Source organism: Janthinobacterium sp. SUN118 (assembly GCF_030397695.1).
GTDB lineage: Bacteria > Pseudomonadota > Gammaproteobacteria > Burkholderiales > Burkholderiaceae_D > Janthinobacterium.
Window position 1 is genome coordinate 3,359,339 of record NZ_JAPUBV010000001.1, and the last position, 26,825, is coordinate 3,386,163.

The 26,825-nt window shown below is 63.8% G+C and carries 31 protein-coding genes; 23 read left to right on the plus strand and 8 right to left on the minus strand.

All coding sequences use genetic code 11. The features are described from left to right. Positions 1 to 6 precede the first annotated feature (6 nt). The 5 genes from O0880_RS15135 to O0880_RS15155 all read left to right on the plus strand — a co-directional run bounded on the left by O0880_RS15135 (position 7) and on the right by O0880_RS15155 (position 4,886). Positions 7 to 639 (plus strand): NeuD/PglB/VioB family sugar acetyltransferase, encoded by a 633-nt coding sequence (locus O0880_RS15135; protein WP_289887188.1) that lies wholly within the window; start codon positions 7 to 9, stop codon positions 637 to 639. Further along, positions 636 to 1,655: a Rieske 2Fe-2S domain-containing protein gene (locus O0880_RS15140; RefSeq protein WP_289887189.1), complete on the plus strand. Its 1,020-nt coding sequence runs from the start codon at positions 636 to 638 to the stop codon at positions 1,653 to 1,655. Before O0880_RS15135 ends, O0880_RS15140 begins: the two co-directional genes overlap by 4 nt. Positions 1,656 to 1,819: 164 nt before the next feature. After that, positions 1,820 to 2,671: a flagellin gene (locus O0880_RS15145; RefSeq protein WP_071324085.1), complete on the plus strand. Its 852-nt coding sequence runs from the start codon at positions 1,820 to 1,822 to the stop codon at positions 2,669 to 2,671. A 192-nt stretch (positions 2,672 to 2,863) separates the two neighbouring features. Beyond that, positions 2,864 to 3,718 carry a flagellin gene (locus tag O0880_RS15150; RefSeq protein ID WP_289887190.1) on the plus strand — a complete coding sequence of 285 codons (855 nt, stop codon included), beginning with the start codon at positions 2,864 to 2,866 and terminating at the stop codon, positions 3,716 to 3,718. A gap of 58 nt (positions 3,719 to 3,776) precedes the next feature. After that, a complete protein-coding gene (locus O0880_RS15155) occupies positions 3,777 to 4,886 on the plus strand; it encodes a hypothetical protein (RefSeq protein ID WP_289887191.1) in 1,110 nt (369 codons plus the stop codon). 47 nt (positions 4,887 to 4,933) lie between these two features. On the opposite strand, the gene O0880_RS15160 is transcribed toward O0880_RS15155, so the two are convergent. Genes O0880_RS15160 through O0880_RS15190 form a run of 7 tightly spaced genes read right to left on the minus strand, consistent with a single transcriptional unit; the run spans position 4,934 to position 11,245 of the window. Continuing rightward, complete coding sequence (locus O0880_RS15160; RefSeq protein WP_071324088.1) at positions 4,934 to 7,021, minus strand: flagellar biosynthesis protein FlhA; 2,088 nt, start codon at positions 7,019 to 7,021, stop codon at positions 4,934 to 4,936. Further along, positions 7,018 to 8,157: a flagellar type III secretion system protein FlhB gene (locus O0880_RS15165; protein WP_071324089.1), complete on the minus strand. Its 1,140-nt coding sequence runs from the start codon at positions 8,155 to 8,157 to the stop codon at positions 7,018 to 7,020. Before O0880_RS15165 ends, O0880_RS15160 begins: the two co-directional genes overlap by 4 nt. Next, positions 8,147 to 8,947 (minus strand): flagellar biosynthetic protein FliR, encoded by an 801-nt coding sequence (locus O0880_RS15170; RefSeq protein WP_071324090.1) that lies wholly within the window; start codon positions 8,945 to 8,947, stop codon positions 8,147 to 8,149. Before O0880_RS15170 ends, O0880_RS15165 begins: the two co-directional genes overlap by 11 nt. A gap of 12 nt (positions 8,948 to 8,959) precedes the next feature. Beyond that, on the minus strand, positions 8,960 to 9,232 hold the full coding sequence (locus O0880_RS15175; protein ID WP_071324091.1) for a flagellar biosynthetic protein FliQ: 273 nt from the start codon (positions 9,230 to 9,232) through the stop codon (positions 8,960 to 8,962). Between the two features lie 3 nt (positions 9,233 to 9,235). After that, positions 9,236 to 10,006, minus strand: a complete 771-nt coding sequence (gene fliP / locus O0880_RS15180) for a flagellar type III secretion system pore protein FliP (protein WP_071324092.1) — start codon at positions 10,004 to 10,006, stop codon at positions 9,236 to 9,238. Beyond that, complete coding sequence (locus tag O0880_RS15185) at positions 10,003 to 10,368, minus strand: FliM/FliN family flagellar motor switch protein (RefSeq protein WP_071324093.1); 366 nt, start codon at positions 10,366 to 10,368, stop codon at positions 10,003 to 10,005. Before O0880_RS15185 ends, fliP begins: the two co-directional genes overlap by 4 nt. A gap of 1 nt (position 10,369) precedes the next feature. Then, positions 10,370 to 11,245 (minus strand): FliM/FliN family flagellar motor switch protein, encoded by an 876-nt coding sequence (locus O0880_RS15190; protein ID WP_071324094.1) that lies wholly within the window; start codon positions 11,243 to 11,245, stop codon positions 10,370 to 10,372. Positions 11,246 to 11,799: 554 nt separating this feature from the next. On the opposite strand from O0880_RS15190, the gene O0880_RS15195 reads away from it, so the two are divergent. From O0880_RS15195 to O0880_RS15275, 17 genes are all read left to right on the plus strand, one after another. Beyond that, positions 11,800 to 12,138 carry a flagellar hook-basal body complex protein FliE gene (locus tag O0880_RS15195; protein WP_071324095.1) on the plus strand — a complete coding sequence of 113 codons (339 nt, stop codon included), beginning with the start codon at positions 11,800 to 11,802 and terminating at the stop codon, positions 12,136 to 12,138. Between the two features lie 49 nt (positions 12,139 to 12,187). Beyond that, entirely contained in the window at positions 12,188 to 13,912 is a 1,725-nt protein-coding gene (gene fliF, locus O0880_RS15200) for a flagellar basal-body MS-ring/collar protein FliF (RefSeq protein WP_289887194.1), read from the plus strand. Next, complete coding sequence (locus O0880_RS15205) at positions 13,890 to 14,930, plus strand: flagellar motor switch protein FliG (RefSeq protein WP_071324097.1); 1,041 nt, start codon at positions 13,890 to 13,892, stop codon at positions 14,928 to 14,930. The genes fliF and O0880_RS15205 overlap by 23 nt, the downstream gene beginning before the upstream one ends. Next, on the plus strand, positions 14,927 to 15,616 hold the full coding sequence (gene fliH / locus O0880_RS15210; RefSeq protein WP_071324098.1) for a flagellar assembly protein FliH: 690 nt from the start codon (positions 14,927 to 14,929) through the stop codon (positions 15,614 to 15,616). The genes O0880_RS15205 and fliH overlap by 4 nt, the downstream gene beginning before the upstream one ends. Beyond that, positions 15,613 to 16,923 (plus strand): flagellar protein export ATPase FliI, encoded by a 1,311-nt coding sequence (gene fliI, locus O0880_RS15215; protein WP_071324099.1) that lies wholly within the window; start codon positions 15,613 to 15,615, stop codon positions 16,921 to 16,923. The genes fliH and fliI overlap by 4 nt, the downstream gene beginning before the upstream one ends. An 8-nt stretch (positions 16,924 to 16,931) precedes the next feature. Further along, complete coding sequence (locus O0880_RS15220) at positions 16,932 to 17,369, plus strand: flagellar export protein FliJ (protein ID WP_071324100.1); 438 nt, start codon at positions 16,932 to 16,934, stop codon at positions 17,367 to 17,369. 89 nt (positions 17,370 to 17,458) lie between these two features. Next, entirely contained in the window at positions 17,459 to 18,886 is a 1,428-nt protein-coding gene (fliD, locus tag O0880_RS15225) for a flagellar filament capping protein FliD (protein WP_071324101.1), read from the plus strand. Positions 18,887 to 18,937: 51 nt separating this feature from the next. Beyond that, complete coding sequence (gene fliS / locus O0880_RS15230; RefSeq protein WP_071324102.1) at positions 18,938 to 19,327, plus strand: flagellar export chaperone FliS; 390 nt, start codon at positions 18,938 to 18,940, stop codon at positions 19,325 to 19,327. Between the two features lie 31 nt (positions 19,328 to 19,358). Further along, a complete protein-coding gene (locus O0880_RS15235) occupies positions 19,359 to 19,637 on the plus strand; it encodes a hypothetical protein (protein WP_232250907.1) in 279 nt (92 codons plus the stop codon). A gap of 2 nt (positions 19,638 to 19,639) precedes the next feature. Beyond that, positions 19,640 to 20,827 carry a flagellar hook-length control protein FliK gene (locus tag O0880_RS15240; protein WP_289887197.1) on the plus strand — a complete coding sequence of 396 codons (1,188 nt, stop codon included), beginning with the start codon at positions 19,640 to 19,642 and terminating at the stop codon, positions 20,825 to 20,827. Positions 20,828 to 20,838: 11 nt separating this feature from the next. Continuing rightward, a complete protein-coding gene (locus O0880_RS15245) occupies positions 20,839 to 21,303 on the plus strand; it encodes a flagellar basal body-associated FliL family protein (protein ID WP_354669887.1) in 465 nt (154 codons plus the stop codon). Positions 21,304 to 21,336: 33 nt separating this feature from the next. Continuing rightward, positions 21,337 to 22,080, plus strand: a complete 744-nt coding sequence (locus tag O0880_RS15250; protein WP_071324105.1) for a FliA/WhiG family RNA polymerase sigma factor — start codon at positions 21,337 to 21,339, stop codon at positions 22,078 to 22,080. Between the two features lie 80 nt (positions 22,081 to 22,160). Then, a complete protein-coding gene (gene motA, locus O0880_RS15255) occupies positions 22,161 to 23,075 on the plus strand; it encodes a flagellar motor stator protein MotA (RefSeq protein ID WP_034757817.1) in 915 nt (304 codons plus the stop codon). Next, positions 23,059 to 24,063 carry a flagellar motor protein MotB gene (locus O0880_RS15260; RefSeq protein WP_289887199.1) on the plus strand — a complete coding sequence of 335 codons (1,005 nt, stop codon included), beginning with the start codon at positions 23,059 to 23,061 and terminating at the stop codon, positions 24,061 to 24,063. The genes motA and O0880_RS15260 overlap by 17 nt, the downstream gene beginning before the upstream one ends. 16 nt (positions 24,064 to 24,079) lie before the next feature. Continuing rightward, positions 24,080 to 24,370: a flagellar biosynthesis anti-sigma factor FlgM gene (gene flgM, locus O0880_RS15265; RefSeq protein ID WP_289887200.1), complete on the plus strand. Its 291-nt coding sequence runs from the start codon at positions 24,080 to 24,082 to the stop codon at positions 24,368 to 24,370. Further along, complete coding sequence (gene flgN, locus O0880_RS15270) at positions 24,367 to 24,807, plus strand: flagellar export chaperone FlgN (RefSeq protein ID WP_289887201.1); 441 nt, start codon at positions 24,367 to 24,369, stop codon at positions 24,805 to 24,807. The genes flgM and flgN overlap by 4 nt, the downstream gene beginning before the upstream one ends. Further along, positions 24,794 to 25,546 carry a glucosaminidase domain-containing protein gene (locus O0880_RS15275; protein ID WP_289887202.1) on the plus strand — a complete coding sequence of 251 codons (753 nt, stop codon included), beginning with the start codon at positions 24,794 to 24,796 and terminating at the stop codon, positions 25,544 to 25,546. Before flgN ends, O0880_RS15275 begins: the two co-directional genes overlap by 14 nt. A 7-nt stretch (positions 25,547 to 25,553) precedes the next feature. Here O0880_RS15275 and flgA read toward each other — a convergent pair whose 3' ends face one another. Continuing rightward, positions 25,554 to 26,174 carry a flagellar basal body P-ring formation chaperone FlgA gene (flgA, locus tag O0880_RS15280; RefSeq protein ID WP_289887203.1) on the minus strand — a complete coding sequence of 207 codons (621 nt, stop codon included), beginning with the start codon at positions 26,172 to 26,174 and terminating at the stop codon, positions 25,554 to 25,556. Positions 26,175 to 26,455: 281 nt separating this feature from the next. On the opposite strand from flgA, the gene flgB reads away from it, so the two are divergent. Beyond that, positions 26,456 to 26,818: a flagellar basal body rod protein FlgB gene (flgB, locus tag O0880_RS15285; protein WP_071326523.1), complete on the plus strand. Its 363-nt coding sequence runs from the start codon at positions 26,456 to 26,458 to the stop codon at positions 26,816 to 26,818. The last annotated feature ends 7 nt before the right edge of the window (positions 26,819 to 26,825 follow it).

Below are 26,825 nucleotides of genomic sequence, written 5' to 3' on the forward strand. Positions count from 1 at the left end.
GAACCCATGCAAACCATCCTCATCGTCGGCGCCGGCCGCTTCGCGCGAGAAATGCTGTGCTGGCTGGAAGACAGCCTCGATCCCGCCACGGCCCGCATCGGCGGCCTGCTCGACGACACCGTCCCTCCCGCAGCGCTGCTCGATGCCGACTACCCGTATCCGGTACTGGGCAGTATCGTCGACTACCAGCCGGCGCCCGGCGAGACGCTGCTGCTGGCCATCGGCGCGCCGAAGGCCAAGCTGGACATCGCGCTGGCGCTGGCGGCGCGCGGCGCGCGCTTCCATACGCTGATCCATCCGAGCGCCATCATCGCGCGCACGGCGCGCATCGGCCAGGGCGCCGTCATCTGCCCGTTCGCCCTCGTTTCGGCGGGCAGCGAACTGGGCGACTACGTCACCATCAACAGCTACGCCAGCGTCGGCCATGACGCCGTGCTGGAACAGGGCTGCACGCTCAGTTCCCACGTCGACATCACGGGCGGCGTGCGCCTGGGCCAGGCCGTCATGGTCGGCTCGGGCGCGTCGATCCTGCCGCGCGTGGCCGTCGGCGCCGGCGCCACGGTCGGCGCCGGCGCCGTCGTCATGCGCCGCGTGGCCGAAGGCGCCACCGTGTACGCTCCACCCGCAAAGACTTTATGACTCCCACTTCCCAGGCGCGGCAGCTGCGCGACCACTTCTGGCACCTGCTGTGCCATCGCAGCGAATTGCCCGACAGCGGCGACTACCTGAAGCTCGACTGGCTGGGCGAGGAAGTGGTCGTGTATAACGACCAGGGCGAGCTGATCGCCTTCGACAACCTGTGTCCGCACCGCGGCACGCGCTTTTTCACGGAAAAACGCGGCAATGCACCGCTGGCCTGCCCCTACCACGGCTGGGCTTACCGGGCCGGCGCCATGCATATTCCCTGCCGCGAGCGCTATGCGCCGGCCGAACTGGAGCACGCCCGGCTGCAGGTGCTGCAGCTGGACTGGTGCGCCGACTTCCTGTTTGCCGCGCCGCAGCCGCGCATGTCGCTCGCGGCGCAGCTGGGCGACACGCAGGCCACCCTGGAAAATATCTCCTTCAACATCGCCGGCCTGGGCGACTTCAACGCCTATGACTATGAGTGCGACTGGCGCATCGCGCTGGAAAACGCGCTCGAACCGCTGCACGTGCCCTTCGTGCACCCGGAATCGCTGGCACAGTTGCAACTGGACGATGGCGAAAACCGGTTCACGGACTGGACCTCGACATGGGAAGCGGGCCTGGGCAACGCCGGCATGGCGAGGAAACTGCGCTCCATCAAGCGCCTGTTCCAGCTCGACAGCCAGTTCGAGGGCTACCAGAGCCTGTACCTGTTCCCGTTCACCATGCTGTCGTCGACCTTTTCGTACTCCTATTCGCTGCAGCATTTCTTCCCATCGGCCCAGCCGCAGCGCACGCATTTCTCGAGCCGCCTGCTGAAGGCCGTCACCAGCCCCGCCGCTGCCGCCTCGCTGCAGGGCTTTTTCGACTCGAGCGCGCAGATGAACCGCCAGGTATTCGAGGAAGACCACGCCATCTGCCGGCGCATCGCCGTCCAGGCGGCCGACAGCGCGCGCTTCAAGATCCTGTCCAGCGACGAGGCCAAGATCGCGCATTTCCGTGCCTGCCTCGCGGCGGCGGGGCAGCCGTGACGGGGCTGGCGGCCCGTCCGCGAGCCGATGTGAAACTTTTTTAAAAGAATTTAAAAAAATTTCCACAAAGCATTTAATAAGCTTATGCGGATGGTCGTCTTGTACTTGGGAGAGCACAAAGAACCGTTGCTCCGGACTGAACCCACCAAACCAGGAGTTACACCATGCTGAGCCTTCACACTAACAACGCTGCACTGTCCGCACAAAATTCGATCACCCGTACCCAAAGCCAACTGTCGACCTCGATGACGCGCCTGAGCACCGGCTTCCGCATCAACTCGGCAATGGATGACGCAGCAGGCCTGCAAATCGCAACCCGCCTGAAAGCACAAACCAGCGGCATGACCGTTGCAATGTCGAACACCCAAAACAGCACCTCGATGCTGCAAACGGCCGAAGGCGCGTTTGACGAAGTCACCAACATGCTGATCCGCATGAAGGATCTGGCAACCCAGGCAGCCGATGCTTCGTCGGGCGCCAAAGACAAAACCGCAATGCAATCGGAATACGATGCACTGGGCCTGGAACTGTCGAACGTGATGAAAAACACCACCTTCGGCGGCAACAAGCTGCTGGTAGGCGGCACCCTGGCATCGTCGATGACGTTCCAGATCGGCGCGAGCTCGACCGAAACGATGGCATTTGACGTTTCCGCCAAAATGACCAGCCTGACGGCATCGCTGACGTCGGCTACCGCCAACTACGCTGCAGCTTCGACCGGTACCGAACTGACCAGCACCGCCAACGCCACCATCGCTCTGCTGGAAACGGCAATCGGCGACGTCGGCACCGTTCGCTCGGCACTGGGTGCTGCTGCCAACCGTCTGGACCACGTCAATACCAACTTGTCCAACATCGCCACCAACACCAAAGCCGCTACCGGCCGCATCATGGACGTCGACTTCGCTACCGAAAGCTCGAACATGACGTCGTCGCAAATGCTGCTGCAAGCTGGCACAGCAATGTTGAAACAAAGCAACAGCATGTCCTCGATGGTCATGTCCCTGCTGCAATAATATGTCCCTGCCTGGCCGTTCGCGGCCAGTCGCTGAAAACCAGGCCGCGGCCTGGTTTTTTTTCGTCCCGCCCCGCCCCGCCTTTGCATGCAAAGGAAACTATTTCCTGGCAATCTTTAACGATGTGGCCCGCACGGTCGCCTGTCTGATAGGTAAGCCCATCCAACAGCCGTCATCCACAGGAATCGCCGAGTGCTGAGCCTCCATACGAATATCGCCGCACTAGCCGCACAAAATGCCGCCGCACGCGCGCAATCGCGGCTGTCGACGTCGATGACGCGCCTCTCCACCGGCTTTCGCATCAATTCGGCCATGGATGACGCGGCCGGACTGCAAATCGCCACGCGGCTGCGGGCGCAGGCGAGCGGCATGGCCGTCGCCATGCGCAACACGCAAAACAGCACCTCGATGCTGCAGACGGCCGAAGGCGCGTTCGACGAAGTGACCACCATGCTGATCCGCATGAAGGACCTGGCGACCCAGGCCGCCGATGCTTCCTCGGGCGCCAAGGACAAGGTCGCCATGCAGGCCGAATACGACGCACTGGGCCTGGAACTGGCCAACGTGATGAAAAACACCAGTTTCGGCGGCAACAAGCTGCTGGCCGGCGGCACGCTGGCATCGTCCATGACGTTCCAGATCGGCGCCAGTGCGAGCGAAACGATGGCGTTCGACGTCTCGGGCAAGATGGCCGGCGTGCTCGCTTCGCTCGGCGCGGCCAGCGCCAACTTCGGCGCCCCCGCCACCGGCACGGAACTGACGGGCAGCGCGAATGCCACCATCGCCCTGCTGGAAACGGCCATCGACGACGTCGGCGGCGTGCGTTCAGCCCTGGGCGCGGCCGGCAACCGCCTCGACCACGTGCATAACAACCTGTCGAACATGGTCACCAACACCAAGGCGGCCATCGGCCGTATCATGGATGTCGACTATGCGGCGGAAAGCGCGAACATGACGTCGGCGCAGATGCTGCTGCAGGCCAGCACGGCCATGCTCAAGCAAAGCCAGAGCATGCAGAAATTGATACTCTCCCTGTTGCAGCCATGATGGCTGACGCGGCCCGCGCGGCCGGCCTTTTTATGGAACCCGACCTGGAAGCAGTGGCATGGCGATAGACCGCATTTCATCAGGCAACCCTGTCCCCCTGATTACCCAGCGCTTCGACGTCAGTCCCGCCACGCCGATGGTGCCGGGCGTGGTCCAGCCGCTGGTGCCCGTCGGCCCCTACATGGCGCCGGCGCCCGATGCCGGCACCCTGCCCGCCCAGCTGCAGCAAAAGGCCCAGGACAGCCTGGCGTCCCTGATCAAGCCGAATGCCGATGGCGCCGGCGCCACGCCGCGCGACAGCAGCGCCATGCAGGTCAACCAGCTGTTCTTTACGCGCCAGCTCGTGTGGCAGCCGCCCGATGCGGCGCAGCTGGCCGCTTCCTGGCGCGTGATGGTCAAGACATATGGCGAGCAATACGCGGCCCTGCAGGAACAGGCGCGCGGCCAGCATGTGCCGGGCAACCTGTTCATGGCCGAACAGCAGCCGGCCCTGCTGCGCGAAGGACCGCGTCCGCCCCTGAGCATCGACAGCGAAGCGTGGCGCTTTGCCGTCTACGGCTGGGGCGGGCAACGCTTGCTGCTGCGCGTGCTGGCCAGCGACGACGATGAAGACGCGGCACCGCCACGGCGCGGCGGCAAGGTGGCCCTGCGCGTGGAACTGATCATCCTCGGCATCGGCCGGGTCGTGATCCAGATGGAGCCGGCCGGCGACGGCGTGCTGCTGGAACTGGCCGCCGATGAAGAGGCCGCCCTGCGCCATCTGCGCCTGGCCCTGCCCGACATCGCCGACGCCGTGCGGCGCGCCGGCCTGCGCGTGCTGCGCTGCCGCCTGAACCGTCAATTGCATGCGCAGCGCGTGCATGGCAACTATCCGATGCAGGCGGCGGCCGCCTCGCTGTCGCTGCCCCTGTTCCGCGCCATGGCCGAAGTGGCGCTGCTGCTGACACGGCCGGAAACGGAAGCGGCAGCCGAACCCGACGCCGCCGCGCCGGCCGCCCACGCGGAAGCGGAAGCGGAGGAAGAAGTCTTTGTTTCGAAGGAAGTGGCGGCGCCGCTCGATTACGATTACGGCGACGAAGAAGAGGACGCGGTGCCAGGCAGCACCGTGCTGCTGCTGGCCGACGGCCAGGAGCACGAGCTGCTGCCGCCGATCGACGAGCAGGATTGAGGCAATACCCATAAAAAAAACGGCGCCCGTAGCGCCGTTTTTTTTGCCTAGCCCACCGTGCCGATGATGCTCACTTCGCGGTTTTCCGGGATTTCGTTATACGACAGCACGTGCAGGCCCGGCGCGAACAGGCGCGCATAGCGGGCCAGCAGCGGACGGATCTGCGGCAGCACCAGCAGCAGCGGCGGCGTCGCCTGCTGCTTCATCTGTTCGCGCGCCACCGGCATGTTCACTTGCAGCTGGGACAGCAAATGCGGGTCGATCGGATAATTGTCCAAAGTGACCTTGCCCGACTGGCGCGCCTGGTTCAGCGAACCGAGCAGCATGTTTTCCAGCTCGCCGCCCAGGTTGAATGCCTGCATTTCCATCTTCTGGCCGAACAGGCTGCTGACGATCTGGCGCCGCAGCGCGCAACGCACTTCGGCCGCCAGCAGGATCGGATCCTTGGTCGTTTCCGAGCTGTCGAGCAAGGTGGTGGCGATGGGCACGATATCCTTCAGTGACACGTTTTCAGCCAGCAAGACGCGGAATACGCGCAGCAGCTGCGTGTGCGTGAGCGCCTTGTCCAGCGCGCCGGCCAGCTTCGGCGACAACGCCGTCAGGCGCTCCATCATGGCCGACACGTCTTCGTGGCGGAACAGTTCAGGCAGGTACTCGCGCACCATCTTCGACAAGTGCGTGGCGATCACGCTGGGCGCCTCGATGACCTGGTAGCCGAGGCCCAGCGCATGCGCCTTCTCGCTTGGCTCGATCCACGTCACGGGCATGCCGTAGGCGGGCTCGATGCCGGGAATGCCGTCGAGCTGGCCATACACGTTCGGCGACGGGATCGCCATCAGGCGGTCGGCCTGCACTTCCGCCTGCGCCACCACGGTGCCCGACAGCACGATCGCGTACTGCGACGGCTTCAGGGCCAGGTCGTCGCGCACGCCGATGTTCGGCAGCAGCAAGCCCATGGCCTCGGACAAGCTCTGGCGCACGCCCTTGACGCGCTTGTTCAGCGGTTCGCCCTGCGTTTTATCCACCATGCCGACCAGCTTATAGCCGAGCATCACCATCAATGGCTGCACGGCAGGCAATTGCTGCCACTCCAGCTCGGCCGGACGCTCGTCGCGCAAGGCCGCCTCGATGGCCGCCATGCCGGCCGCGTCGGGCCCCTTCACGCGCTTGGTCAGGCGCCAGGCAACAAAGGCCAGCACGGCGGCGAAGGTCATGAACATGAACCACGGCATGCCCGGAATCAGGGCCAGCGCCACCATCATGCCGGCCGCGCTGAAGATCACCGTCGGCGACGTCAGCACCTGGCCCGCCACCTGCTGTTCGAAGTCGCCCGAATCGCTGATGCGGGTGACGAGGATGGCGGCGGCGGCCGACAGCAGCAGCGCCGGGATCTGCGCCACCAGGCCATCGCCGATGGTCAGCAGCGCGTACTGGCGGAAAGCGTCGCCGAACGACAGGTCGTGCATCAGCGAGCCGATGGCCACGCCGCCGACCATGTTGATGATCAGGATCAGGATACTGGCGACGGCGTCGCCGCGCACGAACTTCGAGGCACCGTCCATGGCACCGTAGAAATCCGCTTCTGCAGCCACGTCCTTGCGGCGGATCTGGGCTTTTTCCTGGTTGATCAGGCCGGCGTTCAGGTCGGCGTCGATGGCCATCTGCTTGCCCGGCAAGGCATCCAGGGTAAAACGCGCCGACACTTCCGAGATGCGCTCGGCGCCCTTGGTGACGACGGCGAAGTTGATGATCATCAAGATCACGAACACCACGATACCGACGACGAAGTTGCCGCCGATGACGACGTTACCGAAGGCCTCGATCACCTTGCCGGCCGCGTCCGCGCCCGTATGGCCATGCAGCAGCACCACGCGCGTGGACGCCACGTTCAGCGTCAGCCTGAGCATGGTGGTGGCCAGGATCACCGTCGGGAAGACGGAGAAATCGAGCGGCCGCTTGGCCGAGACGCTGACCAGGATGATGATCAGTGCCAGCACGATATTGAAGGTGAACAGGATATCGAGCAGCACCGGCGGCAGCGGCAAGATGATCATCGCCAGGATCACCAGCAGGAACAGCGGCGTGGCGAACTTGTGGCGGCGCATTTCGGCAACCACGCGGTTCAGGAAATTCATGAAGGTACTACCTCGCTCAAATGAGATGGCACGACCACCTCGGTGGGAAATGGGGGCTGGGCGGCGCGCTGCCCAGAACGGAATGCTTTCAGCTGCAGGATATAGTTGAGCACCTGCGACACGGCCTGGTACAGCTGCACGGGGATCTGCTGCTGCACCTGGCTGGTGTTGTAGATGGCGCGCGCCAGCGGCGGCAACTCCAGCGTCTCGATATGGTGTTCCTTCGCCACTTGACGGATGTACAGCGCCATCTCGTCGACGCCCTTGGCGACGACGAACGGCGCCTCGGCGCGGTCCTGGTCATACTTGAGTGCCACGGCGTAATGCTCGGGGTTGACGATCACCACATCGGCGTCGGGCACGGTCTTGCGCACGCTGCGCCGGCCGATCTGCTGCTGCAGCTGGCGGATGCGCTGGCGCACTTCGGGGCGCCCTTCGCTGCTCTTGTGCTCTTCCTTGACGTCCTGCTTGCTCATGCGCTGGTTGCGGGCAAAGAAGAACGCCTGCGCCGGCACGTCGATGATGGCGAACAGGACGAAGACGGAAATGAGCGCCATCAAGCCGTCGAGCATCAGCGACGAGCCATCCAGCATGGCTTGCTGCAGGGGCCGGTGCTGCAAATCCACGTATTGCGCCAGGCTCGAGCGGCTCACGTGCACCAGCACCATGCACAGCACCACCGCCTTGGCGATGGAGATGACAAACTCGAACGCATGCTTGGGCGCGAACAGGCGGCCCAGGTTCTTGGCCGGGCTCAGGCGCTCCATCTTCGGCATCCAGTTCTTCGTGCTGATGACCCAGCCGCCGGGCACCATAGAGCCGAGCACGACAAACAGGGGCACGCAGAACAGCGGTATGACCATCTTGATCAGCAAACCCACCGAGGTGGTAAACGCCATCGACATGGCATTTTCGAGCGCGCCCTTGCTGTCGAGCGGCATGAAGGCCATGGCGAACAGTTCGCGGAAACTTTCCAGGTAGCCCGGCAGCAGGAAAATAAACACCTTCATGCTGATCAGGATGCCGAGCGCCGTCGACAGGTCGCGCGACCGCACCACCTGCCCTTCCTGGCGCGACTTCTTCAGCTTTTGCTGTGAGGCCTTTTCTGTCTTGTCGCCGGTGCTGTTATCCGCCATGGGCCACCCGCATCTGTTCCTGGATCATGTCCAGGACCCGGTTGGTCATGGCGATATAGTGCTCGGGCACGTAGCGCACGATCTGCGCCAGCATCAGCAGGCCGAACACGGTAATCATGGAAAACCCCAGCGAAAACAGGTTCAGCGACGGCGCCACGCGGTTCAGGAAGCCAAAGCCCAGCTGCACCACCATGGTGGAAAACACGATCGGCAAGGCCAGCAGCATGGCGGCGGCAAAGATCCACGCCACGTTGTAGGCCACCGCCTGCAGCAGCATGGGGCCGTAGCCCTGCCCCACGGGCCAGGCCGTGAAACTGGCGCCGATCACGCCCGTCAGCACCAGGTGGCCGTCGATGGCGAAAAAGACGATCATGCACATGATGGTGAGCAAGCCGGTGATGACGTCCGACGACGTGCCGTTCAGCGGGTCATTCATGACGGCCATTGAAAAGCCCACCTGGCTCGACACCAGGTAGCCGAGCACCGACATCACCGACATGGCGAAGTGAAACGCCAGGCCCAGGATGAAGCCGATGACGGCCTGCTCCAGCGTGGCGACGAGGGCGTGCAGGGAAAACGGATCGATCTTCAGCAAGTCCTGCGAGGCGCCCGAGGCTTGCATCACGGGCAGCATCAGGATCGCCAGCACCAGCGACAGCAGCACCCGCACGGGCACGGGCACCATGGCGTCGCCGATCACGGGCGACGCGCTGAGCATGGCCAGGATGCGGCAGAACGGCCACCACACGGCCAGCATGAACGGCAGCACCTGATTGAAAATCTGATCCATGGGCGCGCGGCGCTATCCGACCAGGGTGGCCGCGCGCTGAAAAATGGAAACGCAATAATCCATCAGGTAACCCGACATCCAGCGCCCGGCAAGGATCAGGGCCAGCAAGGTGACCAGCAGGCGCGGCAGGAAGCTCAGCGTCTGCTCGTTGATCTGCGTGGCGGCCTGTACCAGCGCCACCACCAGGCCCGTCAGCAGACCGGGCACGACCAGTATCACCACCAGCAGCATGACGATGTGCAGCGCTTCGATGACGAGGTCGACGGCGACTTCAGGGGTAAACATGCTTCAATAGCCCTGTATGCTGGTAACTAGGGTGTTGACGGTCAGGGTCCAGCCATCGACCAGCACGAACAGCAGCAGCTTGAACGGCAGGGAAATGACGAGCGGAGACAGCATCATCATGCCCATCGCCATCAGCACGGACGCCACCACCAGGTCGATGATGAGAAACGGTATGAACAGCATGCAGCCGATCTGGAACGCCGTCTTGAGTTCGGACAAGACAAACGCGGCCAGCTTGACCGTGAAACTGTGGTCTTGCGGGCGCATCGTCGACGGTTCGCCCGCCAGGTGGGCGATCTGCGCCAGCGCCGCCTTGCTCGTCTGCGCCAGCATGAAGCGCGAAATCGGCACTTCGGCGATCTTCAGCGCTTCCTGCATGCCGATCTGGTCGCGGTCGTAAGGCACGAACGCTTCCTTCCACACCTGGTCGCCGATGGGGCGCATGACCAGCAGGGTCAGGATCAGGGCGATGCCGGTGACGATACGGTTCGGCAAGCCCTGCTGCAGGCCCAGGGCCTGGCGCAGCAGGGACAGCACGATGACGAAGCGGGTAAAGCTGGTCATCATCATGACCATCACGGGCAGCAGCCCGAGCAGGGTCATGACGACGAGGATCTGCATCTTGACCGACAGGTCGGTCTTCGCGCCCGGCACGATGCCGGACAATAAATCCTGCGCGCCGGCGGCGCTGCAGCACAACATCAGGACGGGAACGGCCAGCGCAGCAGCCAGCGTGCCGCGGCGCCGGCTCAAACCGGGTACCGCCAGCTTCATGCTGTCATCATGTCGAGATTGAGGCCGTCGAGGTCGATGACTTTCAGGCCATAGTTCTCGCCGGCCACCACCACTTCGGCGCGGCCGATCGGCGTGCCGTTGACCTTGATCACCAGCGGTTCGCCGGCCAGCATGTCGAGTTCGATCACGCTTTCCGGGCCGATGGCCATCAGCTCCTCGAGCGAGATGCGGGCCGAGCCCACTTCCAGGGTCAGGGTGACGGGAATCTTGCGCATCATTTGCGGAATGTCGCGCCGCGCGCGGGTGCTGGCCACGTCGGAGACGTCGCCCTGGTCGATGATCATATCGTCGCCCAGGTCTTCCAGCAGGGTTTCGCTCTGGTTGGTATCGGTCATATTCATATTATTCGACATCTTCAAATGAGGTTAAACAGAGCTTGCCCTTGTGTTCGGAAACGGCTGCCGTAAACAGACGGGAATCGTCGAGCATCACATCGGTGCGGCTCAGGCTGACGGGGATCACGTCGCCCACGCGCAAGTCGAACAAGGCGCCCAGCTGCACTTGCTTGCTGACCAGGCGGCCTTCCAGCGTCACCTGCAGGCGCGAAGCCAGCGGACGCACGCTGCGCAGCGCCTTCTTCGCCTGCGCGCGCTCCGGCAGCAGGCCGCGCAGCACGTCGGCCATCAGGCGCTTGTCCAGCGAGAACCAGAAGGTACCGCTCTGCCCCGCCTCGACATCGCTGAGCGAGACGGTGACGATCCAGCTGCCGCGCGGCGGATGCACGCCCGACTGCACGGCCACCTCGGCGCTGGCGTCGATGCTGCTGCTCTTGCCCAAGGTGTGCAGATTCTTGTGGATGCGGGCGAACAGGCTGGTAACCAACTGTTGTCCGAGCACCACAGCCAAACGCTCTTCCGTGGCCGTCACGCGCACCTGCGCCGGATCGGGCAAGGCGCCCTTGGCGCCGGCACTACCATAGCGATAGTTCAGGACACTGAGCAATATCTGGCGTTCGAGGGTGAAGCCGGTCTGGCCCGCAGGCGTGGAAAAACTCAGCCAGCGATTCACGCTGTCCTCGTTTTCGACGCGCGACAAGGCGACGGCGTCGATCTGGAAATTACCCCAGTAGCGGCGGTTCATGGGCTGGCGCAGGGCCACGGCCAGGTCGTCGCGCAGCTGGGCGCCGAACACATGCAGCAAATGGACAGGACGTCCAAGCAGACAGGAATCCAGGACTTGATGGCGCACAGTTTGATCTGTCTTGGTAATGGTTGTCATGTAGTGGTCATGTCGGTATTGCGGTGGCAGAACAAATTATACGGATCGCCCGAAATTAAATACAGCATCATCTTGCCTATGTGAACGGCGGCGCAAGCAAACGATTGCGCATCGTATCGCATGCTGGATGACTACGGTGCTGAACAATACATGAAAATCATAAATATTGCCATGTATCAATATTCCTTGAGCCAATCCACTCTTTACTTTATAGTTGCCGCGAGGTAAGCTTATAGCGACATAATTTAGATTTGCAGTGCGCCATTCCGCTTACCTGATTCCGGTTTTTATGGCAGTTTCCAGCCCCTCTGATTGCCACCTGTAGAAACTTTTATCAGCTAGACATTCGTTGTCATGGCCTTGCAAATAGTGTGCGTTCGTCAGCGTGGGTTTGCTTGATACTGCTCGCAGCGGATGGTGTGGCAACTGATAAAACTGATGGGTCCAGGGGCATCGGACCAGGCAAAAAAGGCACCGCGGTGCCGCTTGCGCCGGAATGGCAACACCAGTATTTCTGATTGATACGTCACCGCATATTGAAAGTAGAGGGCAAGATGAGCAATGAACTCGCAGGTCTGATCAAGGCCGATCTGGCAGCACTGAGCAACGACGCGCGCGCCCTGGGCGCCAGCATCATGCCCGCCGCCCAATTCGGCGCAGGGGAAACATCGGGCTTCTCCTTCGCGCAAACCATGAAAGACGCCGTCGGCAAGATCAACAGCGACGACCGCATGGCCGCGCAAAAAATGAGCGACGTCGACAGCGGCAAGAGCGACGACCTGGTCGGCGCCATGCTGGCCAGCCAGGAAGCGAGCCTGTCCTTTTCCATGTTGATGCAAGTGCGCAACAAGGTCATGGGCGCCGTCGACGAACTGATCAAACTGCCTTTGTAAGCTCCACGCCCCAGCCTCCCAGCGAAAGTTACCCCAAGTGATTACCACCATGAAGTCCGCATTTGCGCGCTGGCGCCTTGGCGCCCAGCCCGCCATCCCGCCTGCCCTGCTGAAAAACCTGGTTCCCATCGTCGTGCTGGCCATCGGCATCACCGCCATGGTGACCATGTATTTCTGGCGCGACCAGGCCAACTACAAACCGGTCTTCGGCGCACGCGAAAAAGTGGCCGTGACGGACATGATGGCAACGCTGGACGCCGAACACATCCCTTACCGCCTGCATCCGGACAGCGGCCAGGTGCTGGTGCCGGACGCCATGCTGGGCAAGGTGCGCATGCTGCTGGCCTCGAAAGGCGTGACGGCGCAGCTGCCGGCCGGCCTGGAGCTGATGGACAAGAACGACCCGCTGGGCGTATCGCAATTCGTGCAGGACGTGCGCTTCCGCCGCGGCCTGGAAGGCGAGCTGGCGCAAAGCATCATGACCATGGACGCGATCGCTTCGGCGCGCGTCCATTTGTCGATTGCGAAATCGACTTCCTTCGTCGCCAGCGACGGCGACAAATCGTCCGCCTCGGTAGTCGTGGCCCTGAAGCCGGGCCGCACCCTGGCGCCGGAACAGATCGCCGCCGTCATCAACATGGTGGCCGGCAGCGTCGCCAGCCTGGCGCCCACGCGCGTCAGCCTGGTCGACCAGGGCGGCAACCTGCTGTCCTCGCACATCGACCTGACGGACGGCTTCGACGCCTCTGCCGCCGGCAACGAAGGCGCGAAACGTTTCCAGGATGACATCCGCCGCAACGTCACGGGCCTGCTCGGTCCCGTCATCGGCGAAGACAACTTCAAGCTCAGCGTGACGGCCGCCGTGAACAACGACCGCGTCGATGAAACGCTGGAAAAATACGGCGAAGCCCCGAAAGTGACCAGCGAAGCGATGCGTGAAGAACAGGAGCGCAACCGCACCGTGGCCGGCATTCCCGGCAGCCTGTCGAACCGTCCGCCGGCAGCCGCCGTGCCGGCCCCGGCCGATGCCGCCGGCGCCGCCCCGGCCGATGGCGCACCGAAGCCGTCCGACGATGGCACGGCACGCAAGAACGCCACCACGCGCCAGTACGCCTACGACCGCAGCATCACGCAGATCAAGCGCAGCCGTGGCCGCCTGGAAAAACTCAGCGTCGCCGTCGTCCTCAACAGCGCCGCCGCACCGAATCCAAAAACCGGCTGGACCCCTGCCGAACTGGGCAATATTGAAAAAATGCTCACCAGCGGCCTCGGCATCAACGCCCAGCGCGGCGACAGCCTGAGCCTGACCGCGCTGACCTTCCCCGCCAAGCCGCCCGTGGCGCAGTGGTGGGAAGAGCGCGACACGGTCGTCGACTTCAGCAGCTGGCTGCTGTACGCGCTCGGCGCCGTACTCGGCTACTTCCTGATCCTGCGCCCCCTGCTGCGCCTGCTGACTTCGCGCCTGGCGCCGCCAGCGCTGAAACAGATCGATCCAGCCCTGGCCCTGGGCGGCAGCGCCGCCGGCGCCAACGGCGTGACCGTAGCCGGCGCGCCAGCGCTGGGCTTGAACGGCTTGCCGGCGCTGGAAGGCGAAACGGGCGCCGGCAGCATGCCGGTGGTGCCGCTGCTGGAAAACTATGACTTGCCGCCGCCTGGCTCGGCAGTCGACGTGATGGTCGACCACCTGAAAGTGCTGGCTGAAAAAGAACCCGAGCGTGTCGCCGAAGTCGTCAAACAATGGATGCAGAAAAATGGCCGAACTCAACAACAATAATTCCCCTGACGCCAACGAGTACGAAAGCGTCAGCCTGAATCCCGTGGAACAGGCAGCCATCGTGCTGCTGAGCATAGGCGAAGAACAGGCGGCCAACGTGCTGCGCTGCCTGTCGCGCGAAGAATTGCTGGAAGTCACGCAAGTGATGTCGCGCATGAGCGGCATCAAGGTCGAGGCCGTGAAAACGGCCATGCAGACCTTCTTCGACGACTACCGCCAGCAAAGCGGCGTGCACGGCGCCTCGCGCAGCTACCTGAAGCGCTCGCTGGACATGGCGCTGGGCAACGATATCGCCAATAGCGTGCTGAACAACATTTACGGCGATGCCATCCGTCCCAAGATGGCGCGCCTGCAGTGGGCCTCGCCGAAATGGCTGGCCGAATACATCGTCAACGAACACGTGCAGATGCAAGCCGTCTTCCTGGCCTTTTTGCCGCCCGCGCTGGCCGGACAGATCCTCGACGCCCTGCCCGTCGAAGGCCGCGACCTGGTGCTGCTGAACCTGGCCCGCCTGGACGAGATCGACCGCGACCTGCTGGTCGAGCTCGACGAACTGGTGGGCCGCTGCCTGGGCACGCTCGACACGCAAAGCACCAGCGTGGAAGGCATCCGCCAGGCGGCCGAGATCCTCAACCGCATGCCGGGCAACCGCGCCGCGCTGGTCGAACTGCTGCGCGCGCACGACCCGGACGTCGTGTCGGAAATCGAACTGAGCATGTACGACTTCCTGATCCTGGCCACGCAGAGCGACGTCACGCTCACGCGCATCCTGGAAGACGTGCCGATGGAACAGTGGGCCATCGCCCTCAAGGGCGCGGAACCATCGATCCGCGACGCCGTGCTGAAAACCATGCCGCGCCGCCAGGCACAGAGCTTCGAAGACATGATGCGCCGTTCCGGCCCCGTGCCGTTGAGCCGTATCGAACAGACGCGCCAGGAAATCATGGCCACCGTCAAGGGCCTCGCCGATGCGGGCGAGATTGAAGTGCAACTGTTTGCCGAAGCGGTGATTGAATGAAGCACTTTCGCTCGTATCGTTTCCCGCCGCTGTCGCAATTCATCGCCGCCGGCCAGCGCAGCGCCAACGAGGATACGGATGGCCAGTGGCAGGCGTCCGTCTCGGAAGGCTTCGAGCAGGGCCAGCGCGACGGCTATGAAGTGGGCCTGGTGCAAGGCCAGCAGGATGGCTACGACACCGGACGCAACGATGGCATGGCGCAGGGCCGCGAAGAGGGCCGCAATGAAACGCTGGTGGCGCTGGACCGCCTGGCGCGCCCCGTCGACGCCATTTTGCGCGACCTGAAAAAGGTGCGCGCCGACTACCGCGCCGCGCAGCGCAAGGAAGTGGTCGACCTGGTGGCCAAGGTGGCGCGCCAGGTGATCCGCGCCGAACTGGCGCTGCAGCCCGTGCAACTGCTGGCCCTGGTCGATGAAACGCTGGCGTCGATGCCGCCCACGCGCGAGGAAATCGACGTCTTCCTCAACCCGGAAGAATTGAAACGCATCAGCGAACTCGATCCGAAGCGCGCCAAGCGCTGGAACCTGATCGCCGACGCCCGCCTCGACGCCGGCGAATGCCGCATCAAGGCTGGCGACAATGAAGTCGACGCCGGCTGCCATCAGCGCCTGTCGGCCTGCATGGAACAGGTCAGCAGCCACCTGGCGCTGGCCGCCGAACACGCGGACCAGGGCGCGCCTGCATGATCGCCGACACGCTGCGCAGCTTCGAGATCGGCGACATCCCGGTCGCGACCCCGACCGGCCGCCTGGTCGGCGCTTCCGGCCTGCTGCTGGAAAGCGCCGGCTGCCGCCTGCACACGGGCCAGCGTTGTCAAATTGAAACTGTGAATGGCGAGTGGCTCGATGCGCAAGTGGTCGGCTTCCGCGAAAAACTGTCCTACCTGATGCCGTTCAAGAAGGCCACGGGCCTGACCACGGGCGCGCGCGTGCTGCCCCTGCCCGACAAGGCCAGCCTGCAGATCGGCCCCTCGTGGCTGGGCCGCATGGTCAATGGCCTGGGCGAGCCGATCGATGACCTGGGCCGCCTCGGTGGCGAACACATCCTGGAAGTGACGCCGCCGAAGGTCAATCCCCTGAAGAAACAACCGGTGGTCGAACCGCTGGACGTGGGCGTGCGCGCCATCAACAGCATGCTGACTCTGGGCAAGGGCCAGCGCGTGGGCCTGATGGCCGGTTCCGGCGTCGGCAAGAGCGTGCTGCTGGGCCTGATCACGCGCCAGACGGTGGCCGATGTCGTCGTCGTCGGCCTGATCGGCGAACGGGGCCGCGAAGTGCGCGAATTCGTCGAAAAGTCGCTCGGTGCCGAAGGCTTGAAGAAAGCCGTGCTGGTGATCGCGCCGGCCGACGAATCGCCATTGATGCGCATCATGGCCACCGAGCTGTGCCACTCCATCGCCGCCCACTACCGCGACCAGGGCAAGCACGTGCTGCTGCTGGTCGATTCGCTGACGCGCTATGCGATGGCCTTGCGCGAAGTGGCGCTGGCCTTGGGCGAACCGCCGGCCACGCGCGGCTATCCGCCATCCGTGTTTTCGAACTTGCCGCAACTGGTCGAGAGCGCCGGCAACGGCGCCCATCCGGAAGGCAGCATGAGCGCCATCTACACGGTGCTGGCCGAAGGCGACGACCAGCAGGATCCCGTCGTCGACACGGCGCGCGCGATTCTCGACGGCCATATCGTGCTCACCCGCGAACTGGCCGAACGGGGCCACTACCCCGCCATCGACATCGCCGCCTCGATCAGCCGCTGCATGGCGCAGGTGATCACGCCCGGCCACATGCAGGCGGCGCGCGCGCTGAAGGCGTCGATGGCGCGCCATGCGCGCGTGCGCGACCTGATTCCGCTGGGCGCCTACGTGCCCGGAGCCGACCCCATCACCGACCGCGCCGTGCAACTGCACGCGCCGATCGAGGCATTCCTGTGCCAGGGCACCAAGGAAGAGGCGCCGATGGCGCCCTGCATCGAACAACTTGAACAAATCATGGCCTAGGAGCATTTGTGAGCGACTCGCATACCATCCGCAACCTGACCACGCTGGTCGGCCTGCGCAGCACCGAGGTGGAACGCCTGCAGGGCGAAATGGCGGCGCAGACGGCCGTGCGCGAACGCTACCAGAAGAACCTGGAGCGCCTGACGGGCCTGTACACGGATAGCGGCCCCAGCGGTGCCCTGCCCCTGGCCCTGTCCGTCAACTGCGGCAACTTCAAGCAGGCGGTCATGCAGATGGCCGACCAGCACCGTACCGACCTGCACTTGCACGAGGCCAACATGGCCGTGTCGCAGCGCGCCCTGAACACGGCCTGGGCCAAGCGCGAGGTGCTGGACCAGGTGCTGACGCAGAAACAGAAGCATGTTGCAAATGAGCAACAAAGAGTCGATGCCAAGCGCCAGGACGAACTGGCGACGCAATTCTGGTTCCGCGGGCAGGTAAAATGAAGCTTGTGTAAGTTTCTTTCAGGAAAACTTCACAAAACGGGAATGGGGGTCGCCTTGTACCGGTATATCCCTTTATTCAGGAGTCTGGCATGGCAAACGTAATTACTGCACCGCAATACGATCCGATCGTCACCGCAAAAAACCTGGCGACCAAGGCAGTCGCGGCGCAGCAGGACAAGTTGACTAAGCAGACCGCGCTGGCGAACAACACGGCCACGGCGCTGAACAACCTGAAGCTGGCCATGAGCGCCTTCCAGAGCTCGATGACGACCATGAGCAGCAGCACCAAGTCGCTGCTGAGCCAGTCCGCCACCTTCAGCAATACCGCATATGGCAGCGGCACGGCCGACGCCACCGCCGTCGCCGGCAGCTATTCCTTCTTCGTGCAGCAGCTGGCCACGGCCAGCCAGACCTCGTACGGCGGCCTGACCAGCAGCCCCGCCGCCGGCAGCGGCACGCTGGCCGTGCGGATCGGCGACCCGCTGGCCCCCGTCACCGCGGACAACAGCTTTGACATCGACCTGAGCGCCGCCGACAAGGATGCCGACGGCAACCTGACGCCGCAGGAAATCGCCGCCGCCATCAATGGCAACAGCAAGAACAATTCGCGCGTGACGGCGTCCATCGTCACCATCGGCAACCAGGCGCAGCTGGTATTGACGTCTAACCTGACGGGCAAGGAAAACGCCGTCACGCTGGACGCCTCGAGCGTGACGAACACGGCGCTGACCAAGGCGCTGGTGACCGATGCGGCCACCAACATCAAGGAAGTCGTCAAGGCGCAGGACGCCATCGTCTGGCTGGGCGCGAAAGACACGGGCACGCAAATCACCCAGGCATCGAACACCTTCACCAACGTGACGGGCGTGAAGATGACGTTCAGCAAAGCCATGAACACGGGCGACGCGCCGGTGACGGTCACGGTGGCCACCGACAGCGGCGGCACGGCAACCAATGTGCAAGCGTTCGTCGACGCCTACAACAAGCTGAAAAGCGTGCTCGACGGCCTGGCCAGCTCCGGCGATCCGGACAAGAACGTGGCGGCCGGCATCTTCGCCCACGATTCGGGCTTGAACGCGCTGCGCAGCAACATGAACAATCTGCTGCGCCAGAGCATCGGCGGCGTTTCGCTGGTGTCGTATGGCGTGACCGCCAACCGCGACGGCACGCTGAGCCTGAATACGGCCAAGCTGACGGCCAAGCTGGCATCGAACCCTGGCGACCTGGACAAGTTGTTTGGCAACAACAGCCTGTCGGCCCCATCGGGCGTGTTCGGCGGCCTGGACAAGGCGCTGAGCCAGTGGAGCAACATCACCAAGGGCCAGCTGGTGCAGCGTCTCGACGCCAATACCAGCCTGCAGAAGTCGCTGACCAAGAGCACCGATTTGCTGACGGCCCAGTACAACACGGCCTACAAGCGTTTCCTCGATCAATTTACGCGCCTGCAAGTGATGCAGGAGCAAATGTACAAGACGGTCGACATGTTCGACGCCATGTTCGGCAACGACAAATCCTAAGGCGAGCGTGCCTGCCGCGCCGCCGCAAGTTTAGACAGTGAGAAATAAGACATGTTAAACAATGAAGCTTACGGCAACTACCATGCAGTCAACCTCGATGCGCAGACGTCGCGCGCCTCGCCAGTCGAACTGGTGCTGGTGCTGACGGATGGCCTGCTGGAAGAACTGGCGCGCGCGCGCGGGCATATCGTGGGCAAGCGCTACGAACAGAAGGCGATCAGTCTGGATAAATGCACGCAGATCATCAACGGTCTGTCGAGCTCGCTCGATTTCGACAATGGCGGCGAAGTGGTGGTCAACCTGGCGCGCCTGTACGACTATTGCGTGGCGCGCCTGTACACGGCTGGCATCAAGCTCGACCCTGCCCTGATCGATGAAGTGACTACCTTGATGACCACCATCAAGCGTGGCTGGGTGGGCGTCCAGGCCAACAATGCCTAGGCGCGGCGTCCTGCAACAGCTGAACCGGCAATTGAGCGCCGCCATCGCCCAGAAAGACTGGGATGCGATGGGAAAACTCTCTGCCAGCCTGGCGAAAAACATTCCCCTGCTGGCAGAACGTGGCGCATGGAATGCGCTGGAACAAACAGAATTGTTGCAATTGCGCAAAATTCACGCGCAAGCGGTTAAAATTTGCTCTGAGGAAAAAGAACGCCTGGGTTTGCATCTGGGCGCATTACAGGCAAATAAGGAAGGTTGGGTCGCCTACGCCGCGCTCGGCGAATTCGACTCTGAAGGGTATCAAGCATGATCATGAGCTTCAACACAGCACCGGCGCAGCCTGCGCCGACGACCAACGCAGCACCGGCGCTGCCGGCACTCTTGCCCGGCTTGCCAGGCGGCGCCGCGCCCACGGGCACGACGGCCAGCGCGCCATCGGCCCTGCCCCTGTTCGCGCAAGTGCTCGATGTGGCGGGCGTGACGACGCAGGACACCGCTGCCGTCTCCGCCAACGATGGCGACAGCCACGACGATGCCGACAGCGACGCCGCCGGCAAGAGCGGCGGCAATGCCGATAGCGGCAGCCTGCCAGCCATGGCGCTGCCCGTCATCGGCTTGCCGCTTGCCCCCATGCCCGTCGCCCTGCCGCAACAGGCGGACGCGGCGGCGGCAGAAGCGCGCGGCGCCGCGCAGACGCAGGTGCAGGCCAGCGCGGCGCAAGCCAATCCGGCACTGAACATCAGCCTGCATCCGGCCGCCGTCACCCTCAGCAGCCAGGCTGTGCCGCAACCGGCGGGTCGCGACACGCGCGAACCGCTGGCCGCCGCCAACCCATTGCCGGCAGCCAAGGGCGGCGCGGACAGCGCCACGGCCCTGCCGTTTGAATCGCTGCTGAAACAAGCCGCCCCCGTCGCTGCCGCTGTCGCCGCCCCCGCGCGCGATGGCGAGCGGGCCGCCAGCCCCGCCGCATCGGCCGCGCCCAACCTGGGCCTGACGGGCGCCGTGGCGAACGCCACGCCCGCCGCCGCCGGCGGCGACACGATCAAGCTCAACGGTCCAGCCCAGCAATGGCAGGAACCGCTGCGCGAGGCGCTGGGCGAACGCCTGCAGACGCAGATCGGCCGCAACAGCGAACACGCGACGATCCGCCTCGATCCCCCCATGCTGGGCCGCATTGAAATTTCCATCCGCCACACGGCCGGCGCGCTGCAAGTGAATGTCACGGCGTCGAACACGGAAGTGCTGCGCCAGTTGCAGGGCATCGGCGAAAACATGCGCAGCGACCTGGCGCAGCGCCAATATACCGACGTGGCCGTGAATATCAGCGCCACGCCGCGCAGCCCGGCCGCCCAGGCGTTTGCCGAAGGCGATGCGCGCGGCCAGCGTCAGCCGGGACGCCAGCAGGACGAGGCGGAACCGGGCCGCGCCCTGTCCGACGGCACGCCAGCAGGCACATCCTCCAGCAACACTTACGCCATGCATGAGCGAGAGTACAACTGATGAATATGAAAATGAAACTGATAACCGGCTTTGTCGCGGTGGCCGTGCTGGCCGCCGGCGCGGCCGGTGGCGCCATCTGGTACCTGGCCAAGCCCGTGTCCGCGCCTGGCGCGGTTGCTGAAGCAAAAGCCCCGCCGCCGCCCGCCACGGGCAAGAAGGCGCGCAAGTTCATCACGCTCGACAAGGTCATCGTGATGCTGCGCCGCGGTCCGGGCGACAGCGACACGCACTACCTGTCTGCCGACCTGGTGATCGCCACCACCGAGGAAAAGGAAAAGCTGACCAAGGACCACTTGCCGCTGATGCGCTCGATCGCCGTCAGCACGCTGTCGAGCTTTCCCATGGACAAGGCGCAAACCATGACGGTGGAGCAGTATGCCGAGCAGATCAACAAGGCTTTCAATGTCAGCTATGAACGCGAACAGATGGAAAAGCCGTTTACCGAAGTCATGGTCGGCAAGCTGATCATTGAATAAGCCGACACGCCAGCCGACCTAGTGGGAGATCCCTTGGCCTATGTAGAGCAATACCAGGAAGCGTATGGCGCCGGCGAATATGCGGCCGCCAGCGCTTGCGCGGCCGTGCTCAGTGTTGCTGAAGAGCAACAACATCTGGTGGCGTATGCCCCCCTGGTGAAACGCATCGTGCGTCAGCTCAATTCGCAGGTATCGGGCGCCATCGACCGCGACGACATGGAACAGATTGGCCTGATGGGCTTGCTGGAAGCGCTGCGCCGCTACGGCGTGCCCGACCAGTCCTTCGGCAGCTATGCCAGCCTGCGCATCCGCGGCGCCATCCTCGATGAATTGCGGCGCCAGGATTGGCGCCCGCGCGCCGTGCGCCAGGAAAGCCACCGCCTGCGCGACAGCGTGCGCGCCCTGACCCGGCGCCTGGGCCGCGAACCGCTGGACGCGGAAATCATGGCGGCCCTGAAGCTGACGCCGGAAGCGTTTCAAGAATACCAGCTGGCGGAAAACGCCGAGCTGATCGCCAGTTTCGACGAAGTGCTGCAGGAAAGCCTGGGCCAGGCCGACAGCGCACCGAGTCCGGAAGAGCAATTGATGGTGCGGCGCAGCCTGGAGCAGGCCCTGCGCGCGCTCGACGAGCGCGAACAGCGCGTGGTGCAGATGTATTACGAATTCGAATTGAGCTATAAGGAAATTGCCGCCGTGCTGGACCTGAGCGACGCCCGCGTCTGCCAGCTGAACAAGACGGCACTGGGCAAGATGAAAGCCATGCTGCAAGACGATTAACAGTGAAGCGCCAGTTCGGCAATAGTTTCAGTAAAACCCATCAAATTGATGCAGCACAATGACGCAGAAAGGCAGTTGACATGGTAATTATCGGTATCTTAATCGTGATGGGGTGTGTATTCGGAGGCTTCGCCCTGATGGGCGGCACCGTCCACGCGATCTGGCAACCGGTCGAGTTGATCATCATCATCGGCGCCGCCGTCGGCGCCCTGGTGCTGGGCAACCCCAAGCATGTACTCGGTGAAATGCTGCACCAGATGCGCAAGATCGTCACGCACAAGAAGCAAGGCTCGGAATTCCAGCGCCAGTTGCTGCTGCTCATGTATGAACTGCTGCAAACGGCAGCCGGCGGCCTGAAGGCGCTCGACGCCCACGTCGAGGCGCCGCGCGAAAGCGCCCTGTTCCAGCGCTATCCGCTGGTGCTGGAAGAGCCGAAACTGCTCGCTTTCATCGTCGACAACTTCCGCTTGATGGCGATGGGCAAGATCAACGCGCATGAACTCGAAGGCGTGCTGGAGCAGGAACTGGAAGCCATCCACGACGAATTGCTGCAACCGTCGAAGTCGCTGCACAAGATCGCCGAAGCCATGCCAGGCTTCGGTATCCTGGCCGCCGTGCTCGGCATCGTGATGGCCATGAATTCCGTGGCCGACGGCGCCGATGCGGCGGAAATCTCGGAAAAAGTGGGCGCCGCCATGGTCGGTACCTTCATCGGCATCTTCTTTTGCTACGGCGTGCTCGATCCGATGTGCAATATGATGAAACAGCTGGTGGGCGAGGAAGGCTCGACCATGGAATGCGTGAAGGTCGTGCTGGTCACGCACGTGGCGGGCAAACCGCCGCTGCTGGCCATCGATGCGGGCCGCCGCCTGGTGCAGCTGAACATCAAGCCAAGCTTCGCCCAGCTGGAAAGCTGGATCAATGCGCTGGAAGATGGCGGCGCGGAACAAGAGCAAGGCCAAGGCCGGGGAGGCCGCCGTGCTAAAGCCGCATGAGAAACATGAACAGGCCATCATCAAGCGGGCCGGTCGCAAGCATGACGACGACGGCCACGGCGGTGCCTGGAAGGTAGCGTTCGCGGACTTTTGCCTGGCCCTGCTGTCGCTGTTCCTCGTGCTGTGGCTGATGGCCGCGCGCGAGCAGCAGGCGATGAAGGAAATCATGATGGATGCCAGCGCCGGCAGCCGCCAGGGCGAAGGCCAGGGCGTGATGCCGGAACAGAAAGGCGGCCCCCGCGGCAGCCTGATCGAGCGCTTCCCCATGCCCCGCAAGGGCACCGGCGACACGCGCACGGAAGGCAAGCAGATGCATGATGGCAAGGCCGGTTCGGCGCCGAAAAATGAAACCAAGGTCAGCTACCAGTCGCCGGAAGACTTGATGGCCCTGTCGCGCGCGCTCGACAAGCTCAGCGATGAAGCGGGCCTGAAGAGCAATCTGCAATCGGTGATCACGCCCTACGGCTTGCGCGTCATGCTGCACGATACGGACAAGCAAGGCATGTTCGTGCGCGGCAGCGCCGTGCCGACCGACCGCTTCCGCAAGCTGCTGCGCCAGATGGGTCCCGTGTTTGCGCAGATGGAGAACCAGATGCTGATCGTCGGCCATACCGATTCGATGCAGTACGCCAATACCGGCTATGAAGGTTATTCGAACTGGACCCTGTCGGCCAACCGCGCCATGTCGGCGCGCGCGCAATTGCTGATTGGCAGCATGAGCCCGGACAGCGTGCTGCAGGTGGTGGGCATGGCCGACCGCGCGCCGCTGGACGTGAAAAACGCCAGCGCCGGCATCAACCGCCGCATCGAACTGTTAATATTGACGCGTGGCCAGGCTGACAGCATCGCCGCCATGTTCGGCATGGCCGGGCAAAGGGCGCAAGGCGAAGAGCTGCAAGTGGGTGAACCGGACTCGGGCACGCTGCAACGCCTGCGCGAGAAACTGGGCTTGCCCGCCAAGAAAGAACGGGACGAGCATGCAAATTAAGGGCAAGGGACAACGTATGAAAATCTCCTCCGGCAATACCGGTGCCGCCGTGCGCAGCGGCGCCGTGGCCCCTGCCGAGGCAATCGCCGAGAACGCCGGCGCCGGCGCCGTGTCGCCCGGCTCCTCGGCCGGCACGGAAATGCAATCGGCCGTACTGCAGCCTGCCATGGCCGCCCTGCGCGCCATGCCCGAGATCGACCACGAGCGCGTGACCATGCTGCGCGATGCGCTGGCCAAGGGCGAATTGCCATTCGACCCGTCGAAACTGGCGGGCCTGATCCAGCGCTTCCATGGCGGCGAATCGTGACCGCGCCGCGCAAGGGCATCACGCGCCAGGAAGCCGTGCGCCGCGTCCTGCAGGGCATGGCAGATGACCAGCTCGGCTACGCCGCGCTGCGCACCTTGCTGGACGAACAATTCCAGGCGGCTTTGCAGCACCAGAGCGCCCAGTTGACGGCCCTGGCCGAACCCGTGATCGCCGCCGTCGAACAGCTCGATGCGCGCCGGCGCCAGCGCGTCAGCCTCGTCACTGCCCTGCTGGGTCCGCAAGGCGATATGGCGCAATTGTTTGCGTTATTGCAAGAAGAAGCGCGCAGCAAGGCCCAGGCCGACTGGGCGGCGCTGGAACAGATGGTGCTTGAATGCAAGCGCCTGAATGCCCGCAACAGCGAATTTTTAACCGAACAGTACAGCATCATGCAGCGCGTGCTGCATGGCGAGGAAGATACCTATGCGCCAGGCTGATTTTTCAGGCATCCGCGCCACGGCGGCGACGCCATCGACGGCGGCAACGAATGCCGTGCAGAGCAATATGCGCGCGACCAGCGGCACCGCGTCCACCGGCAGCTTTGCCAGCGTGTTCCAGCAGGTGCAGGGCGAAGTGGCCCGTTTCATCGAACAGGGCGGCGGCAACGCCACCGCCCTGAACCCGCAGGGCCGCGCCTACCTGGAACAGAGCCAGCCCGTCAATGTGCTGGGCAGCATCAACCAGGGCGGCGAGATCGGCGAAGTGCAGCAGCAATTCCTCGCTTCGATCAAGCCATGGACGGAAGAAACGGGTGCGCGCCTGGGCGTGGCGCCGGAAATCGTCGCCGCCCACGCGGCGCTGGAATCGGGCTGGGGCCAGCGTCCGCTGCGCCAGGGCACGGGCGCCGACACGAATAATTTGTTCGGCATCAAGGCCAGCGGCAAATGGCAGGGCGACGTGGCCAGCAATGTCACGACCGAATACGAAGCGGGCAGCGGCACGGCCCTGAAGAAGACCGAGCGCTTCCGCAGCTATCCGGACCAGGCCAGCGCCTTCCGCGACTATGCGCAGGTGCTGCTCGACAATCCACGCTACCGCGCCGCCCTGAACACGGGCGCCGACGCGGGCGCCTTCGCGCAAGGCCTGGCGCGCGGCGGCTATGCCACCGATCCCAACTACGCCGCCAAGCTAACCCAGCTGGCGACGCGCCTGCAGCGCACGGCCGCCGCAGACTGATCGTCCCTTAACGGCCGGGAATCTCGGCCGGTTCCACCACGCCCGCATCGACCACCCTGGCACGTATCACCGTGCCGCTGGTGGCGTTGCGCACGCGTATCACCTCTCCCAGCGCACCGGGATCCATGGCTTCGCCGGCCATGCTCACTTCCACCTGCTCCTTGCGCGCGACGATGCTGACCGCGCTGCCGCGCTTGATCAGCATGGGCGACGCCAGCTGTCCCTGGCGCAGCACTTCGCCGGCGCGCAAGCTGCGCCGGCTCGACAGGCCGACGGCGCCGGGCAAGGAGGAAATACTGTCCGGCACCATCGTCACGTCGCGCCGCGCCAGCGCCACGTCGCCGGCCTGCAGCGGCGTATTCGCCGTCACGGGCGCGCTGGTGACGGCCACCTGGGCCGTGACGCTGCCGCGCACCAGCATTTCATAACGCCAACCGTTGCTTCCAGGACACACTGCCACGAAGCGCATGCGCTGCGCGGAGCGGCTGTCGGCCGCCTCCAGCGCGACGGGCGCCGCGCACGCCGGCACGGGGCGCGTGCTTTTCACGACGGCCACCTGGAATTGCGGTTCCAGCAACCCGGCCGTGGCCGCCTGGTGCGCCAATTGCTCACGCGCCAACTGTTCCACACGTGAAAATATATTGTCGGCTGGCAATTCTGCGCGTCCTGCACTACTATATAGGCTGGTCAGTAAAAATAGGCCCGGAAGCAGTATGTGAGGACGTGGCGCCTTGTTTCGGATCATCGTAATGCTGTTGAAATGAATCATTGCTAACCTTAATTAAAGATACTGAAGCGGCATGACCTTACCATGCGTCAACATGACCTGGCTGGGATTTTACCTCCGCACCACCTGTTTTCTGGCCCGAACTGCAAAAAGCACGATCGAATTCAACACAAAGGATGACCATGGGGATTAATTTCAAGGAAGCGCTGGGCGTGCATGCCGACGCACTCGGACTGCGTGCCGACCGCACGCGCGTGCTGGCAGCCAACATCGCCAATGAGAACACGCCTGGCTTCCAGGCCATGGACATGGATTTCGGCAGCGCCCTGCAGCAACTGCAGGACAATGAAGCCGGCCTACTGTCGACCGATGACGATGCCAGCGCCCTGTACCGCGTACCTTTCCACCCCAGCCGCGACGGCAACACCGTCGAAATCGGCGTCGAACAGGCGGCATTCTCGCAGAATGCCACCGACTTCCAGACCAGCCTGACTTTCGTCAACATGAAACTGAGGGGTCTGTCCAAGGCCATCTCCGGACAATAAGGACCCG